Annotated in this window: 13 protein-coding genes; all 13 read right to left on the reverse strand. The window is 57.0% G+C overall.

All coding sequences use genetic code 11. The features are described from left to right. Window positions 1-4: 4 nt before the first annotated feature. Window positions 5-1,897 carry a glutamine--fructose-6-phosphate transaminase (isomerizing) gene (gene glmS / locus BGLCM_RS01185; protein ID WP_044084457.1) on the reverse strand — a complete coding sequence of 631 codons (1,893 nt, stop codon included), beginning with the start codon at window positions 1,895-1,897 and terminating at the stop codon, window positions 5-7. Between the two features lie 5 nt (window positions 1,898-1,902). After that, the gene (locus BGLCM_RS08205) at window positions 1,903-2,250 is read right to left on the reverse strand and encodes an ATP-binding cassette domain-containing protein (protein WP_006295050.1); all 348 of its coding nucleotides are present in this window, start codon (window positions 2,248-2,250) and stop codon (window positions 1,903-1,905) included. A gap of 473 nt (window positions 2,251-2,723) precedes the next feature. Next, complete coding sequence (locus BGLCM_RS01190; protein WP_006295053.1) at window positions 2,724-2,927, reverse strand: hypothetical protein; 204 nt, start codon at window positions 2,925-2,927, stop codon at window positions 2,724-2,726. A 33-nt stretch (window positions 2,928-2,960) separates the two neighbouring features. Next, complete coding sequence (locus BGLCM_RS08400) at window positions 2,961-3,197, reverse strand: hypothetical protein (RefSeq protein ID WP_006295054.1); 237 nt, start codon at window positions 3,195-3,197, stop codon at window positions 2,961-2,963. A gap of 119 nt (window positions 3,198-3,316) precedes the next feature. Then, window positions 3,317-4,123 carry an amino acid ABC transporter ATP-binding protein gene (locus BGLCM_RS01195; protein WP_006295055.1) on the reverse strand — a complete coding sequence of 269 codons (807 nt, stop codon included), beginning with the start codon at window positions 4,121-4,123 and terminating at the stop codon, window positions 3,317-3,319. Window positions 4,124-4,252: 129 nt separating this feature from the next. Next, entirely contained in the window at window positions 4,253-5,236 is a 984-nt protein-coding gene (locus BGLCM_RS01200) for an amino acid ABC transporter permease (protein WP_148401444.1), read from the reverse strand. A 160-nt stretch (window positions 5,237-5,396) separates the two neighbouring features. Next, window positions 5,397-6,320 carry an ABC transporter substrate-binding protein gene (locus BGLCM_RS01205; protein WP_006295057.1) on the reverse strand — a complete coding sequence of 308 codons (924 nt, stop codon included), beginning with the start codon at window positions 6,318-6,320 and terminating at the stop codon, window positions 5,397-5,399. A gap of 689 nt (window positions 6,321-7,009) precedes the next feature. Continuing rightward, window positions 7,010-7,945: an ABC transporter substrate-binding protein gene (locus BGLCM_RS01210; RefSeq protein WP_006295058.1), complete on the reverse strand. Its 936-nt coding sequence runs from the start codon at window positions 7,943-7,945 to the stop codon at window positions 7,010-7,012. 273 nt (window positions 7,946-8,218) lie between these two features. After that, entirely contained in the window at window positions 8,219-8,713 is a 495-nt protein-coding gene (gene smpB, locus BGLCM_RS01215; protein ID WP_006295059.1) for an SsrA-binding protein SmpB, read from the reverse strand. A gap of 25 nt (window positions 8,714-8,738) precedes the next feature. Continuing rightward, window positions 8,739-10,160: a CHAP domain-containing protein gene (locus tag BGLCM_RS08535; RefSeq protein WP_006295060.1), complete on the reverse strand. Its 1,422-nt coding sequence runs from the start codon at window positions 10,158-10,160 to the stop codon at window positions 8,739-8,741. A 278-nt stretch (window positions 10,161-10,438) separates the two neighbouring features. Continuing rightward, complete coding sequence (gene ftsX / locus BGLCM_RS01225; protein ID WP_006295062.1) at window positions 10,439-11,362, reverse strand: permease-like cell division protein FtsX; 924 nt, start codon at window positions 11,360-11,362, stop codon at window positions 10,439-10,441. Continuing rightward, window positions 11,359-12,747, reverse strand: a complete 1,389-nt coding sequence (gene ftsE, locus BGLCM_RS01230) for a cell division ATP-binding protein FtsE (protein WP_006295064.1) — start codon at window positions 12,745-12,747, stop codon at window positions 11,359-11,361. Before ftsE ends, ftsX begins: the two co-directional genes overlap by 4 nt. Window positions 12,748-12,790: 43 nt before the next feature. After that, window positions 12,791-13,921, reverse strand: coding sequence for a peptide chain release factor 2 (gene prfB, locus BGLCM_RS01235; protein ID WP_006295065.1), 1,131 nt, complete (start codon window positions 13,919-13,921; stop codon window positions 12,791-12,793). Between the last annotated feature and the right edge of the window lie 194 nt (window positions 13,922-14,115).

Here is a 14,115-nt window from a genome sequence, read left to right on the forward strand (position 1 = left end):
ACCGTTACTCAACAGTCACGGATTTGGCGAGATTGCGAGGCTTGTCCACGTCATAGCCCTTCTGCTTGGCCATATCCATGGCGAACAACTGCAGTGGGACCACGTCGACGAGCGGACTCATCAACGTCGGACATTCGGGACGCCAGAAGATGACGTCGGCGTAACGTTCCACATCCTTGTCGCCCACCTCGGCCACGGCAATGATATAGGCGCCACGGGCCTTGACTTCCTCAATGCCGGACAGCACTTTGGCATGCAGCACGTTGCGGCCGCGGGCCGGAGGCACGATGAATACGATCGGCTCGCCTTCGTCGACCAGCGCGATCGGGCCGTGCTTAAGCTCGCCGGCAGCAAAACCTTCAGTGAACGTGTAGGCGATTTCCTTGAGTTTGAGCGCGCCTTCCATGGCCACGGGATAGCCCACGTGACGGCCCAGGAACAGGAACGACCGTGCGTCAGCCAACTGCACAGCGGCCTGCTCAATGGTGCTCGGCTGTGTGTCGAGCACCCACTGGATCTTGCGCGGCATGGCCTGCAACTGGTCGAACGTGTTGCGAATCTCGTCGCGGAACACGGTGCCCTTAAGCTGGGCCAGATACAACCCCAGAATATAGGCGGCCGTAATCTGCGCGACGAACGCCTTCGTGGATGCCACGGCGACCTCGGGACCGGCGTGCGTGTAAAGCACGGCATCCGACTCACGGGCGATGCTGGCACCCTGCGTGTTGCAGATGGCAAGCACCTTCGAACCCTGTTCACGGGCGTGACGCAACGCCATGAGCGTGTCCATCGTCTCACCTGACTGTGAGATGGCGACAACGAGCGTACGCGGCGTCAGGATTGGATCACGGTAGCGGAACTCATGGGCCAACTCGACTTCCACAGGCACGCGTACCCAATGTTCAATCGCGTACTTGGCGACCATGCCCGCGTAAGAAGCCGTGCCGCAAGCCACCACGATAATTTTGTCAACAGCCTTGAGTTCATGCTCGTCGATGTGCACTTCATCAAGATGGATTGTGCCATCATCACTCATGCGGCCGATCAACGTGCGCTGCACGGCCGCCGGATCCTCATGGATTTCCTTGTCCATGAACGAATCCCAGCCGCCTTTTTCCGCGGCGGAAGCATCCCAATCCACCGTGTAGGTTTTCGGATGCTCCACAATCGTGCCATTGAAATCAGCGACAATGACCTCATCGGCTGTCACCTTGACGGTCTGGTCCTGGTCGATTTCCATGGCTTGCTTCGTGTAGGCCACGAACGCCGCCACGTCGGAACCAAGGAAGTTCTCTCCCTCACCCAAGCCCACAACGAGCGGGGAATCATGCCGAGCGCCCACCACCACGTCAGGCTCACGCGAATCAATGGCCAGAATGGTAAACGCGCCTTCCAACATGCGGCCCAAACGCTGGACCGCTTCAAACAGATCGGAATGGCCTTTTTCTTCGATGACGGCATCCACAATCTTGCCGAGCAGTTTGGCCGCGACTTCCGTGTCGGTGGCCGAGGAGAACCGGTAGCCTTGCGCTTGCAAATCGAGGCGCAACTGGGATGCATTTTCAATGATGCCGTTGTGGATGAGCGCCACGTTGCCATCCTGGCTTGTATGCGGATGCGCGTTCACATCCGAGGGCACGCCGTTCGTTGCCCAACGCGTGTGGCCAATGGCCACCGTGGCCGGCGGCAGCGGCTGCTGTTCAAGACTGCTGACGAGATTCGACAAGCGTCCGGCCTTTTTGCGCACAACGATATGCCCCATGCCTGGCGCAGTTTCCGCCACGCCGGCCGAGTCATATCCGCGATATTCGAGTCGTTCCAACCCTTGCAAGCACACTTCCAGAGGCTTGCCACATGCCGTGTTCGGGTTTCCTGCATATCCTACGATTCCGCACATGGGCACTAGCATAGCTTAGATAGCGCGTGTTTGCGGCAAGCAATGGAGCAGCTGGAGCCGCATGGCCGGGGAGCTGCGGACGGGAATGCGCAGCAAATCCAGCTGTCGGCATCACGTTGCACATAGCCTTGGGTGGGTTGGGTCCATCCGGCAATGATTGACAACAACGTTGATTTTCCTGAGCCAGAAGGTCCGGTTAACGTATACACATGACCCGCATACAATGGTGCCGTAACGTGCTGGAACAGCAGGTTGGAGCCAGGAAACTGATGGCTGACATCATGCAGTAGCACGCGCGGTTCATCGACAGGTGCGGCAACCGGTTCGTGCAACAGCTCACTCAGCGCAGGCATGATGACCGACCCTGCACGTTCGTAACCACTTGGGTCAACGGTGCATTATCCACTGGCTGAACCATGGTGTGCCCCAGTCGGGAGTCGACAATCACTATTTCACGCGGTCCAGTATCGCCAACCACACAACCATGATCGCTTTGTCCAATATGCGGTGTCACCGCGCGCGTCATCATAGACTTCCGGTTCAGTTGCAATGTAAGACTCCTGGGATGCCGACACATATTCACGTGGCGTTATTGCTCCGATTACAACGAACGCAAGAACGGCTCCCAGCGCTAGCGCCATGACGAAAAGCAGAGCCACGACCGGAAGCGTCACGCTACCGCCCCGGCTGTGCCGCACACCGCGATTACGGTCGGCAGCTACCGGATTTTCGGACTGTTGCGTGTCATCACGTTCATCGTGTCTGTTACGTTTTCGCAATCCCCCAAAGAATTTCACTGCACCATCCCCATTTCATAGTGTCGAGTTCACGAATTTGGATCAGCATTGCACTGTTCCATATCCTTGTCTGTGGAATCAACCAATTCAGGCGGAGACGACACACTTCCCGAACCGTCTTCATTAAAGGTCGGCGCATATCCTTTGTCAATCAAACATTGACCATAGGCTTGCTGAATCGCACTGAATTCTATTTCCGCAATCTTCTCATCCCGAATTACGCGGCGCACCAAATCAGAAGAAGTTTCCTTATAGAGCTTCTCATATCATTCCGCATGCACACTAGAAAATTGTGGTTCAGCATCAAGAATTGACCCTTCAGTATGTCCACAACCAGCACATGCAATTCCCACCATTGCAGCTACCGTAACAATTACAGCACAATCAAAACCCTTCATTGCGCAACCTCCACGGCTTGCGCCACACTCCCAGTACTGCACAATCCCATTATGCGCAGTGATATAAGGAGTGATTTTTCTACCCTTCTCATCCTCATTTCCCATCAAAATAATATGTCACCGCGTTGTGACATATTCAACAATATATCTTGATAAAAATTAGTCAATTGAGAGAGAAACGAACCATCAATCCCTAATCATTTGTCGAGAAACAATTCTGCACGTCACAGCACATGCTGCAGGAAGTCCTGGAATCGCGGTTCCTGCGGGTGGTCAATGATGTCCGGACCACCTTGTTCCACGACTTTGCCGCCGTCCATGAAGACAATTTGGTCGGCAACCTCTCGTGCGAAGCCGATTTCGTGTGTCACCACGACCATCGTCATACCACCGTCCGCCAACGAACGCATGACTGTGAGCACTTCACCCACCAGTTCAGGATCCAGTGCCGAGGTGGGCTCATCAAACAGCATGATTTCCGGCTGCATAGCTAGCGCTCTTGCGATGGCCACGCGCTGCTGCTGTCCGCCCGACAGCTGCGCCGGATAATAGTCAAGGCGCTCCCCCAGTCCCACACGTTCCAGCTCGCGGATCGCCAATGTGCGAGCCTCTTTCTTATCCATGCGCTTGACGTGCACCGGGGCTTCCATCACATTTTCGAGCGCCGTCATATGCGGGAACAGGTTGAATTTCTGAAACACCATGCCAAGTTTGGCGCGCTGTGCCGCCACTTGCTTATCGTTGAGCGTTTGCAGATGGCGCTTGGCTCCCTCACCTTCCCAGCGGTAGCCGATCATCTCGCCGTCCACGTCGATTTCACCGCCCGTCAACGTCTCCAGCTGGTTGATCAGACGCAGGAACGTCGATTTTCCCGATCCTGAGGGGCCGAGAATCACCGTCACCGTGCCGGGTTGCACAGTCAGGTCCACGCCCTTGAGCACATGCAGGTCTCCGAAGGCTTTATGCACTTGCTTGGCTTCAATGGCTGGCGTGCCTGCGCTCTGGCTTTGAGTGCTCGTTGCTTGCGTCATGTTGCGTCCTTCATCGTTCACGGGTTTCGTTACCGCGTGTACTTTCAAGTTGTATTGTTATTTCCGCCTGCTGCTCATACCACCGAGTGCCCCATCAGCTTGTCGAAACTGCTGGGGCCTTGCACGGGGTCAGGCATTTAGACCAGTGAATATCGCTTCGTTCGTCTTGGCCACATCGTCCTTGGGTTCGCCATCAGTTTTGCCCGGTAACGGGGTTTTGGCTGAGGAACCGACTGGGCGGGCTTCATATCCTTTACCGAAGTGCTTCTCCAGACGTGATTGCAGCACCATCATGATTGATGTGATGAACAGGTACCAGATCGCAGCCACCAGCAGCAACGGGATCGGCTTGTAAATACGGTTGGCGATGGCGTTCGTGGCGAACTGCAGTTCCAATGTGAACGGTACCGCCAAAACCAGTGACGTGGTCTTGAGCATGCCGATGGTTTCATTGCCTGTGGGAGGGATGATGATGCGCATGGCTTGCGGCAACACCACTCGACGCATGATTTGCGCACGCTTCATGCCCAACGCCTGGGCGGCTTCGGTCTGTCCAGGATCGACAGCCTCCAGACCGGCGCGCACAATCTCGGAAAGATAGGCGGCTTCATTCAACGCCAAACCGATCCATGCGGCGTTGAATGCCGTGATGACCGTTTTTGAATCGACACTCCAAAATTCGATTGATGTGAATGGAATGCCAAGGCTGAGCTTGGGAATCAGCACGGCGAACAGACCCCAGAACACCAACTGCGTATAGACAGGGGTGCCACGGAAGAACCAGATGAAGAACCAGCTGACACCGCGCAGCACAGGATTGACCGACTTGCGCATGATGGCCAGGATTACAGCCAGAATAATGGCTACGACCATCGAGATGACCGTGAGCAACAGCGTGTATCCAACGCCGCTGAGCACACGTTCATTAAACAGATACTTCCAAACGACGTTCCATTCAAAACGCGGATTGGTAATCAACCCATGAAGCAGCATCGCGGCCAACAGCGCCACAATGACAGCCGCCACAATCTGGCCCGTTTTGCGCACAGGCTTGGCGACAATGCGATTCGGCACAGGCAAGCCTTCGCCGTCCTCCATAACATGATGTGGCATCGTGTTCTCTCCTCTACTCTGCACAGCCGTGCTGCACAAGATGCGTAAAATCGCTATCGGTATTGTTGCATGACGTTGTGGGCACATGTGTCATGCGCCCACAACGTGGGTGGATTCGACGCGGCAAGCATGTAAAACCGCCGCGCCGGGACTACTGCGGTCAGTCCAGTTCCTTCGGATTAATCTGAGCTTTGTCAATAGCGCCCGATTCCACGCCCCAGGCCTTCAGGATCTTCATGTAGTCGCCGTCATCCATGAGCTTTTGCATGGCGGCTTGCACAGCCTTGGCCAGTTCGGTATCGCCCTTCTTGATTGCGATGCCTTGCAGCACGGTACCCGCGTTCTCACCCAGCTGTTCCAGTTGACCATCGGTCTGGGAGATCGCATAACCGCCAATCGGCGAATCGGCATAGAACACGTCGGCCTTGCCCATGACCACATTGGTGGCAGCATCGGTCTGCTGCTTCATCGATTGCACTTCCACAGCCTTGTTGCCGTCAGCAGCACACTGTTCTTTGATGCTGTTGGCTTCCTCTTCCTGCACGGTGCCTGTCTGCACGGCAATGATGTCGCCGCACAGGTCCTTCGTATCGACCTTCTCAGGATTGCCCTTCTTGACCACCCACATGGAACCGGCCTTGTAGTAGCTCACAAAGTCCACGGAATCCATCCGTTCTTGCGTGATTGTCATGGCCGTGATGCCCAAATCGAACTTGCTGCCCACCGATGGCACAATCGTGTCGAACGTGGTGGAAACAATCTTGGTCTCCAAACCGAACAAACGACCCAATGCTTGGGAAAGCTGCACATCATAGCCTGTTGGCGTCTTGCCGTCCTCAGCCAGGAACTCGGCAGGGGCATAGCTCAATTCCATACCCACGGTCAACTCGCCAGAGTCACGCACCGATGCTGGCAGCATCTTGGCCAGCGCATCATCCTTGACGATTGCCGACACATCAAACTTGGCGGCGTCCTGCGCCGAATCCGACGTGGTCTCATCGGTGGTGCCGCACGCAGCGGCACCCGCACACAGACCGGCAGCCAGCACAAATGCCGCGAACTTCTTGAACGGGTTGGCAATCATCGCTTTCCTTCCACACAATATGATGTGCCGTCCCACATGCTACGGAACGGCGAAATGGCTACATAGCGCATATTATGCACAAGCAAGCATAATATGCACCCCCGTGATATCCCATGCCATCCGTCCTCACTCACGACACGCCGTCCCAAGGGTGCATCGCCTTCCTTCCCGCACGTAAGGCAATTGCGTTACGTGCGGCCATGAGGGTTCCTACAGAAATCAATACAATCTCAACGTTTCCATAACCGCACGTAACGTAACTGGCTTACGTGCGGGAGAAAGGAGCACGGAGAGCGACGGTCGCCCTATCCCCAATCCGCACGTAACGCAATTACGTTACGTGCGGCCATCAACTTGAACAGCCCAAAGGAAACCCCGAAAACCACGGAAACCCGGAAACCACCATCCCCCTTCCCCGCACGTAAGCTAGTTACCTTACGTGCGGAGAGAGGTGTGAAGAAAACGGGACCGGCAAAACCGGACCTTCTTTCCCGCACGTAACGTAACTGGCTTACGTGCGGGAAAGAAATCCCAACACCCCCCAAAAAAACCTAGAAAGCTCAAGGACTCTAGAAAAACGGCACCCCTCCCCTATCCGCACGTAAACTAGTTGGCTTACGTGCGGGAGGAAGGCGCAACGACAGCGAAGGGCGAACGGTGATGGGGCTGAGGTAGTAGAGGAGTGTGGATCAGTTGGTCTTGGGGTTGATCTCGGACTTGTCGATGGCGCCGGACTTCACGCCCCACGTCGTCAGGATCTCTTCATACGTACCGTCATCCATGAGCTTCTGGATTGCGGCTTGCACAGCCTTGTCCATGGCTTCGTCGCCCTTCTTGACGACGACGCCCTGCACAGCCACGCCTTCATTTTCACCCAAAGGCTCGAGCACATCACCGGTCTGAGCGATCGCGTATTCACCAACCGGCGAATCGGCGAAGAACGCGACGGCCTTGCCGGTGGCCACATTCGTGGTCACATCGGTCTGCTGGGCGCTCGAGAGCACTTCCATTTCCTTCTTGCCGTCAGCCACGCACTGCTTGTTCATTTCGGTGACTTCCTCTTCCTGCGTGGTGCCCGTCTGCACAGCAACGGTCAGACCACACAGGTCAGCGGTATCGACCTTGTCGGGATTGCCCTTGCGCGTCACCCACAGCGATCCGGCCTTGTAATAGGTTACAAAATCAACGGCTTCCATACGTTCCGGAGACACGGTAAACGAGGAAACGCCAATATCGTACTTATCGCCAACAGACGGGATGATCAGGTCGAACTTGCTCGTCGTGGGCTCAGCTTCCAGACCCATGACAGCGGCCATGGCCTTGACCAGATCCACGTCATAGCCGACCGGCGTCTTGCCGTCCTCATTCAGGAACTCAGCGGGGGCATACGTCGTATCCATGCCGACGATGAGCTTGCCGTCCTTGGCATAAGCCTCGGGCACCATGGCCGCAATCTCATCGTCCTTGGCAATCTTGGACGCATCAAACGACGACGTGGAAGCCGATGAGGAAGACTCCGACTTCGCTTCATCACTCGTACCACAAGCGGCGGAGGTCACACACAGGAATGCGGCAAGCACGGCGGCTGCGCATGTGGTCAAGGATCGGGTATCACTATGCTTCATGGAATGATTCCTCTCATCTCTTCAATGTGACGGCAAACCGCCAACTGCCCCGAAGCATAAGAACGCAGTGCTACGAAACGGTATCGAACCCCCAATTCATTCCGTCATATGAGATAGAAATACCGTCCCGACCACACCTTGAGATGAAGTACAGCCGCAGACGCAGGCGCAGTAGGCAACCTCACCAGGGTCGCAGGTACAACGATGGGCCGGCGGAATCATTCCCGCCGACCCATCGTCCGCAGCGCCCTACTACGTGCACCGCAACTATGCTTAAATACCACGCGCCACTTTGTTGCGGTATCGCATCACGCGCAACGCTTCACGCTTGTCTTGTTCTTCACGCAACGCCTGGCGCTTGTCGAATTCCTTCTTGCCTCGGGCCAACGCGATCTTGACTTTGACACGACCGTCTTTGAAATACAGGCTCAACGGCACAATCGTGTAGCCTTTGGCTTGGGTCTGGCGTGCAAGCTTCTCAATTTGTGCGCCATGCAGCAGCAACTTGCGTTTGCGTTTGGGCGCATGGTTGTTCCATGTGCCATTGAGGTATTCAGGAATGTTGGCGCCTTCAAGCCAAATCTCGCCGCGCCGGTCAATCGAGATGAACGCTTCCGCCAGGGACGCGCGTCCTTCGCGCAATGATTTCACTTCCGTGCCGGTCAGTACAATGCCCGCCTCATATTCATCTTCCAAGGCATAGTCGTGCCGGGCTTTTTTGTTTTGCGCAATGATGCCATCACGCACGCCTGACGATTTTTTCGCCATGCTGTGTTCTCCTTATGAACATTGATCAGTGCACATACCAGAACTGGCCCGCTCCAGCCAGCGTACGCGTCGATGTGATGTAAGGGCCTTTCACATTCATTTCAGAAATAAGAATCGTATCGCCATACACAGCTTCCACCACAGCCACATGGCCATAGGTCAGATCAGCCCAAGCCTGTCCTGGCAGGAACGAGACGGCGGCGCCCACTTGCGGCACATGGTCCACGCGCAACCCGTAGCTCGGGGCGGTGGCCCACCATTGGCCGCCATTGCCCAGATACGAAGGCGTGTTGATGCCCATTTCCTTACGGCGGTTGTAGGCGTACCACGTACATTGGCCGGGTACATAACCGTTGCCGTAATCACCATTGGATGTGCCCTGCCCCGTGGGCGAAGGCGCCACGGGCGTTGGTGTCGGTGTCACGGGAGTCACGGGTGTCACTGGCGTCACCGGAGCCGCGGGTGTCACTGGCGTCACCGGAGCCGCGGGTGTTACCGGTTGCGCGGGTGTGGCCGGAGTCGAAGGCTGCGACGGGGTTGACGGAGTGGCTGGAGTTGAAGTTTGGGAGGATGTCGGACGCGTCGTACCCTGGGCTTGGTTGATTGTGACCTGTGCGGCGGCAGCGGCCTGTTCCTTCTGATACTGGCGGTTATAGGAGTCGACTTGGGACGAGAGCATCACCGTTTTCGCGGCTTGCTTCGCGGCATCGGACTTCAACTGGTCCTGCTTGGATTCCAGTTCGGCACGGGCCGCTTCACCTTGTACACGCAACTTATCCAACGCATCGCGCTCAGCTTGGGCTTTGGCTGCTGTGCTTTGCGCTTGCGCGGCTTTCTCGTCGGCGGTCTGCTTGAGCGTTTCGATACGCTTTTCAATGGCCTTGAGTCGCTCCCCACGATTCATCGACGTGTTGAGCTCGTCAGCGGCATCCGAAGCGGCGTTCGCTTCGTTACGAGAGATGGCGTCACGCGACTGCATCGACTGGATGAAATCTTTGGTGTCTTTGGACCCCGTCATCACGCTCATCATGTCTGACGTGTCGGAACCATGCATTGATTCACGCGCCACTTGGGCCACGGCGGCATGCGCGTCATCATAATCCTCGCCTGTCTGGGCGATCTTATGCTCAAGGTCTTCCTTGTCTTTGCGCGCGGCCTGCAAACGGTTGGCCGCCGCATCAGCCTCGCTTTGGGCAGCCGCAGCCGCATCGTTGGCGGCTGTCACCTTGCTTTGGGCCTCAGGAATTTGATTGTTCGTCAGATCATCAAGTTCCACAATCTTGTCGGCCAATGACGACTCGACACCCGACAGCTGGCTACGCAACTGCGCTTCCCTCGCCTTGCTGGCCGCGTGCTGGTTTTGCGCATTGACCAAGTTGTCGTAGGTGTCAGCATAAGCCACCGGCGTGATGGTGCCGGTGGAAGCCAGAACCAGCGGCATTCCCATGGACAAAACAGCACATGCCGTGACAATAGGCTTGATCAGTCTGACTCGAGGCATGATTCCCTTTCCATTGACTTCACTTGGCAATGCGGCTTACACATCACTCATTGTAGCGGGCTGGTTACGCCACAGCTGCAAACAGTTCCACGCTACCACCCCTGGCAGGCTGGGGCTCCAGGTTGTGCGCAGCGGCAACAACAGTTTTCACAAACCCTACAAAATCCATCCGTAATACGCAGGCACTCCGGCAGCCATTTCGGTCCGACAGCCCGGCGGTTTCGTCAAGCTTTCAGATAACGCCGCAATGCCACGCTCGAAGCGATAATCGACAGCACCACTGCTCCGGCAATCAGGATCGGCGAGACAATCCACACATCACGCTGGCCCACGTAAGGAATCCAGGTGATTGATTGCGCGAGCCAATCAGTAATGAACACTTTGACGAGCACGCCCAACGACACGCACGACAGCACGGATCCCAGCAGTGAAGCGATTACTCCTTCAAGGATGAACGGCAGTCGGATCGTCCAGTTTGACGCGCCGACCAGTCGCATGATTTCCGTTTCTTCACTGCGTGACGCAGCGGACATGCGGATCGTGGTGCCCGTCAACATGATCGCGACGAGCACCATCACAGCGGCCAGCCCGGCCGTGGCCACGGTCGCCCTGTTCAGCACGGCGAATACGGGCTCGAAGATCTGGCGTTGATCCACGACTTCCTCGACGCCTTCCTGCCCCGACAACACTTCGGACACGACCTTGTATTTTTCAGGATTCTTGAGTTTGAGCCATAGCGAATCCTGCATGTCGTCCGCCGTCAGCGTGCGGCCTTGGTATTGTCCGCCCGGATATTGCTTGAGGAACGAATCGTTATAGAACTGTTCCTTGCTCATGAACGTGACTTCCGACACGTCATCGGCCAGTTCAGTATTGATGACTTTCTGCAGATCGTTGATCTGCGCGGCCGTCGCCGCCGTTCCCGCCGCACAGTTCGCGGATGCGCTTGTTCCATCCGGGCACAGCCAGACAACCACCTCGACTTTGTCATACCAGTCACCTTTGGCCTTGGTGATCTGCGCCTGGGTCAGCAGGGATGCACCGATGAACAGGAATGAGATGAACGTGACGAGCATGACCGACAACAACATCGGGACGTTGCGACGCAAGCCCGTAGCCGTTTCGGACATTACGAACCGGAATCTCATCGTGCATCCTCCTGACCGGTCGTCTGACCGGCATCCTCATGTGGTGTGGTATCTGTTGCGCTGGTTGGGTTGTCCGTCGCCGTTTTCTTACGGCGAGCACGGTGGCGGCCGCGTGCGGCCGGTGGTGCCGGAGGTGTCGGCGGAGCCGGAGGCGCCGGACGTGACTGCGGGTCTTCCGCCTGCTCAGTACCACCCTGGGCTTGGGTTTGTTCGGTAGCCTGCTCACTGACGGCATCAGGCTCGGTCACCTGCGCGGTTTCGCTGGTGCGGTCCGTCTGCCCATCGTTATGTTCCGGCAGTGACGCGTCGGCTTGGGGTTCAGTATCGCTCGCGTCGCTGGGTGAGGAATCAGCATGATCTTTTTTATTTATGCTGTCCAAATCGAGACCTTTACCCCACGTAAACGTCTGTTCCACGGGAGCGAATGCTTCACCATAGCGGCCAGTATTGCCCGCATGGACGGACCGTGCGAGGCGGGCGATACCTTCATCGGTGTGACCGCTGGTAAGCGCTTCGGACACGGCCTGCACCATGACGGCCGCATTGCGCTCCCCCAGTGAGGCGACTTGCAAACCTTGCTGCGGCATGGCAATGGGCTGTGTGACGCCACGCACCACATCCGTCGCGTCACCGTCGTACGGATTCGTGATGGCCTCATGGGAACGCGCCTGCACTTGGGCGTCGGGGAAGAACAACGTCGAATCATAGGAACCGTGCTGCTCGTCGCGCACAATCTTGCCGTTATGCAACTCGACCACGCGCTTGCGCATCGAATTGACGATCTCTTCGTTGTGCGTGGCCATGACAATCGTGGTGCCCGTACGGTTGATGGCCTCGAGCACTTCCATAATGCCCAACGATGTGGTCGGATCAAGATTGCCGGTGGGCTCGTCGGCCAGCAGGATCTGCGGATGGTTCACATACGCGCGCGCGATGGCCACGCGCTGCTGCTCACCACCCGACAATTCCTGCGGCATGCTTTTTTCTTTGCCCGTCAAGCCCACGGTCTGCAGCACACGCGGCACCAGCGAACGGATGGCCGAACGCGGGGTGCCGATGACCTCGAGCGTGAACGCGACGTTCTCCCACACCGTTTTGTTGGACAACAGCTTGTAATCCTGGAACACGGTGCCCACGGAACGGCGATACTGCGGCACCTGCTTGTTGGGCAAGCGGCGCAAGTCATAGCCGCCAATGCGGATCTCGCCGTCCGTGGCCTCTTCCTCACGCAACATCAGACGCAGCAGCGTCGTCTTGCCTGAGCCCGAGGCCCCCACGAGGAACACGAAGTCACCCCGGTCAATATGCAGGTCGATGCTGTCCAACGCGCGACGGGTCGCACGCGGATACACCTTGTTCACCTTGTCCAACGAAATCAAAGCCATGATTCATGCTCCGTTCTTGGTGCTGCGAGCCTGGTAGCGACGATTAATCCTCGCCGTTTTCGGCGCTTTCGCGGCGCTGCTCATGACGCCAGCGGATGCCGGCCTGGATGAAGGCGTCGATGTCACCATCGAACACGGCTTGTGTCTGGCTTGTTTCCTCACCCGTGCGCAAATCTTTGACCATCTGATACGGGTGAAGCACGTAGGAGCGCATCTGGTCGCCCCAACTGGCCTTGATGTCGCCAGCGAGTTCCTTCTTCTTCTTGGCTTCTTCCTCATGGCGCAGCACCAGCAGACGCGACTGCAACACAGCCATGGCCGCGGCACGGTTCTGGATCTGCGAGCGCTCATCCTGCATCGTCACAACGATGCCGGTAGGGATGTGCGTGATGCGCACAGCCGAATAGGTCGTGTTGACGCCCTGGCCGCCCGGGCCTGACGCGCAGTAGGTGTCGACGCGGATTTCACTTTCGGGCACTTCAATATGGTCGGTTGCCTCGACGAGCGGCACCACTTCGACGGCGGCGAAGCTGGTTTGGCGGCGTCCCTGGTTGTCGAATGGCGAGATGCGCACGAGACGGTGCGTGCCGCCTTCCACGGACAGGCGTCCATACGCATATGGGGCGTCGACTTGGAAGGTGGCCGATTTGATGCCGGCTTCTTCGGCGTATGAGGTGTCCATGACTTTCGCTTTGTAGCCGTTGCGTTCAGCCCAGCGCAAGTACATACGCAACAGCATTTGGGCGAAGTCGGCGGCGTCGACGCCACCGGCGCCGGAGCGGATCGTCACGACGGCGGATCGCTCATCATACTCACCGTCCATGAGCGTCTGGATTTCCATGTCGCGCAAATCGTTGGTGATCGATTCCACTTCGGATTGCGCTTCGTCGAGCGTATCCTGGTCGGCTTCCTCACGGCCAAGCTCGACGAGCGTTTCCACATCGTCAATACGTGACGCTGCGGAAGCCAGATGCTTGAGCTGCGACTGCACAGCCGACAGTTTGCTCGTCACTTTCTGGGCGTGTTCAGGGTCGTCCCACAAGCCGGGTTCCGCAGCTTCCTGTTCGAGCTGGGCGGCTTGGGATTGCAAACGGTTGACATCAAGAGCCAGCGCGATCTCTTCATACTTGGCACGGGCTTCAGAGATGGCCTGCGAAAAATCAAATTCTGCCATGATTAACGAATATTCTCTTCCATTACTTCAACTAAGGACTCATACGGATAGGCGCATCAGGCCGGTTCATGCATAATGCCGTGCTGTGACCTGCTCAATGGCTGCATGCCTCTGTGCACAGGGCCTCTGGCACGGGCGTGGGGCGGCATGTTCGCCAACCGCCAGCGGCAAATGCCTCAATCACGCGTCAAGAC

It is taken from the genome of Bifidobacterium gallicum DSM 20093 = LMG 11596, from assembly GCF_000741205.1.
Classification (GTDB): Bacteria; Actinomycetota; Actinomycetes; order Actinomycetales; family Bifidobacteriaceae; genus Bifidobacterium; species Bifidobacterium gallicum.

Bases quoted from the DNA above. Each gene is read 5' to 3' on its own strand.
- glmS (WP_044084457.1), bottom strand. From the start codon at position 1,897: ATGTGCGGAATCGTAGGATATGCAGGAAACCCGAACACGGCATGTGGC.
- BGLCM_RS08205 (WP_006295050.1), bottom strand. From the start codon at position 2,250: ATGCCTGCGCTGAGTGAGCTGTTGCACGAACCGGTTGCCGCACCTGTC.
- BGLCM_RS08400 (WP_006295054.1), bottom strand. From the start codon at position 3,197: ATGGGAAATGAGGATGAGAAGGGTAGAAAAATCACTCCTTATATCACT.
- BGLCM_RS01195 (WP_006295055.1), bottom strand. From the start codon at position 4,123: ATGACGCAAGCAACGAGCACTCAAAGCCAGAGCGCAGGCACGCCAGCC.
- BGLCM_RS01200 (WP_148401444.1), bottom strand. From the start codon at position 5,236: ATGCCACATCATGTTATGGAGGACGGCGAAGGCTTGCCTGTGCCGAAT.
- BGLCM_RS01205 (WP_006295057.1), bottom strand. From the start codon at position 6,320: ATGATTGCCAACCCGTTCAAGAAGTTCGCGGCATTTGTGCTGGCTGCC.
- BGLCM_RS01210 (WP_006295058.1), bottom strand. From the start codon at position 7,945: ATGAAGCATAGTGATACCCGATCCTTGACCACATGCGCAGCCGCCGTG.
- smpB (WP_006295059.1), bottom strand. From the start codon at position 8,713: ATGGCGAAAAAATCGTCAGGCGTGCGTGATGGCATCATTGCGCAAAAC.
- BGLCM_RS08535 (WP_006295060.1), bottom strand. From the start codon at position 10,160: ATGGGAATGCCGCTGGTTCTGGCTTCCACCGGCACCATCACGCCGGTG.
- ftsX (WP_006295062.1), bottom strand. From the start codon at position 11,362: ATGAGATTCCGGTTCGTAATGTCCGAAACGGCTACGGGCTTGCGTCGC.
- ftsE (WP_006295064.1), bottom strand. From the start codon at position 12,747: ATGGCTTTGATTTCGTTGGACAAGGTGAACAAGGTGTATCCGCGTGCG.
- prfB (WP_006295065.1), bottom strand. From the start codon at position 13,921: ATGGCAGAATTTGATTTTTCGCAGGCCATCTCTGAAGCCCGTGCCAAG.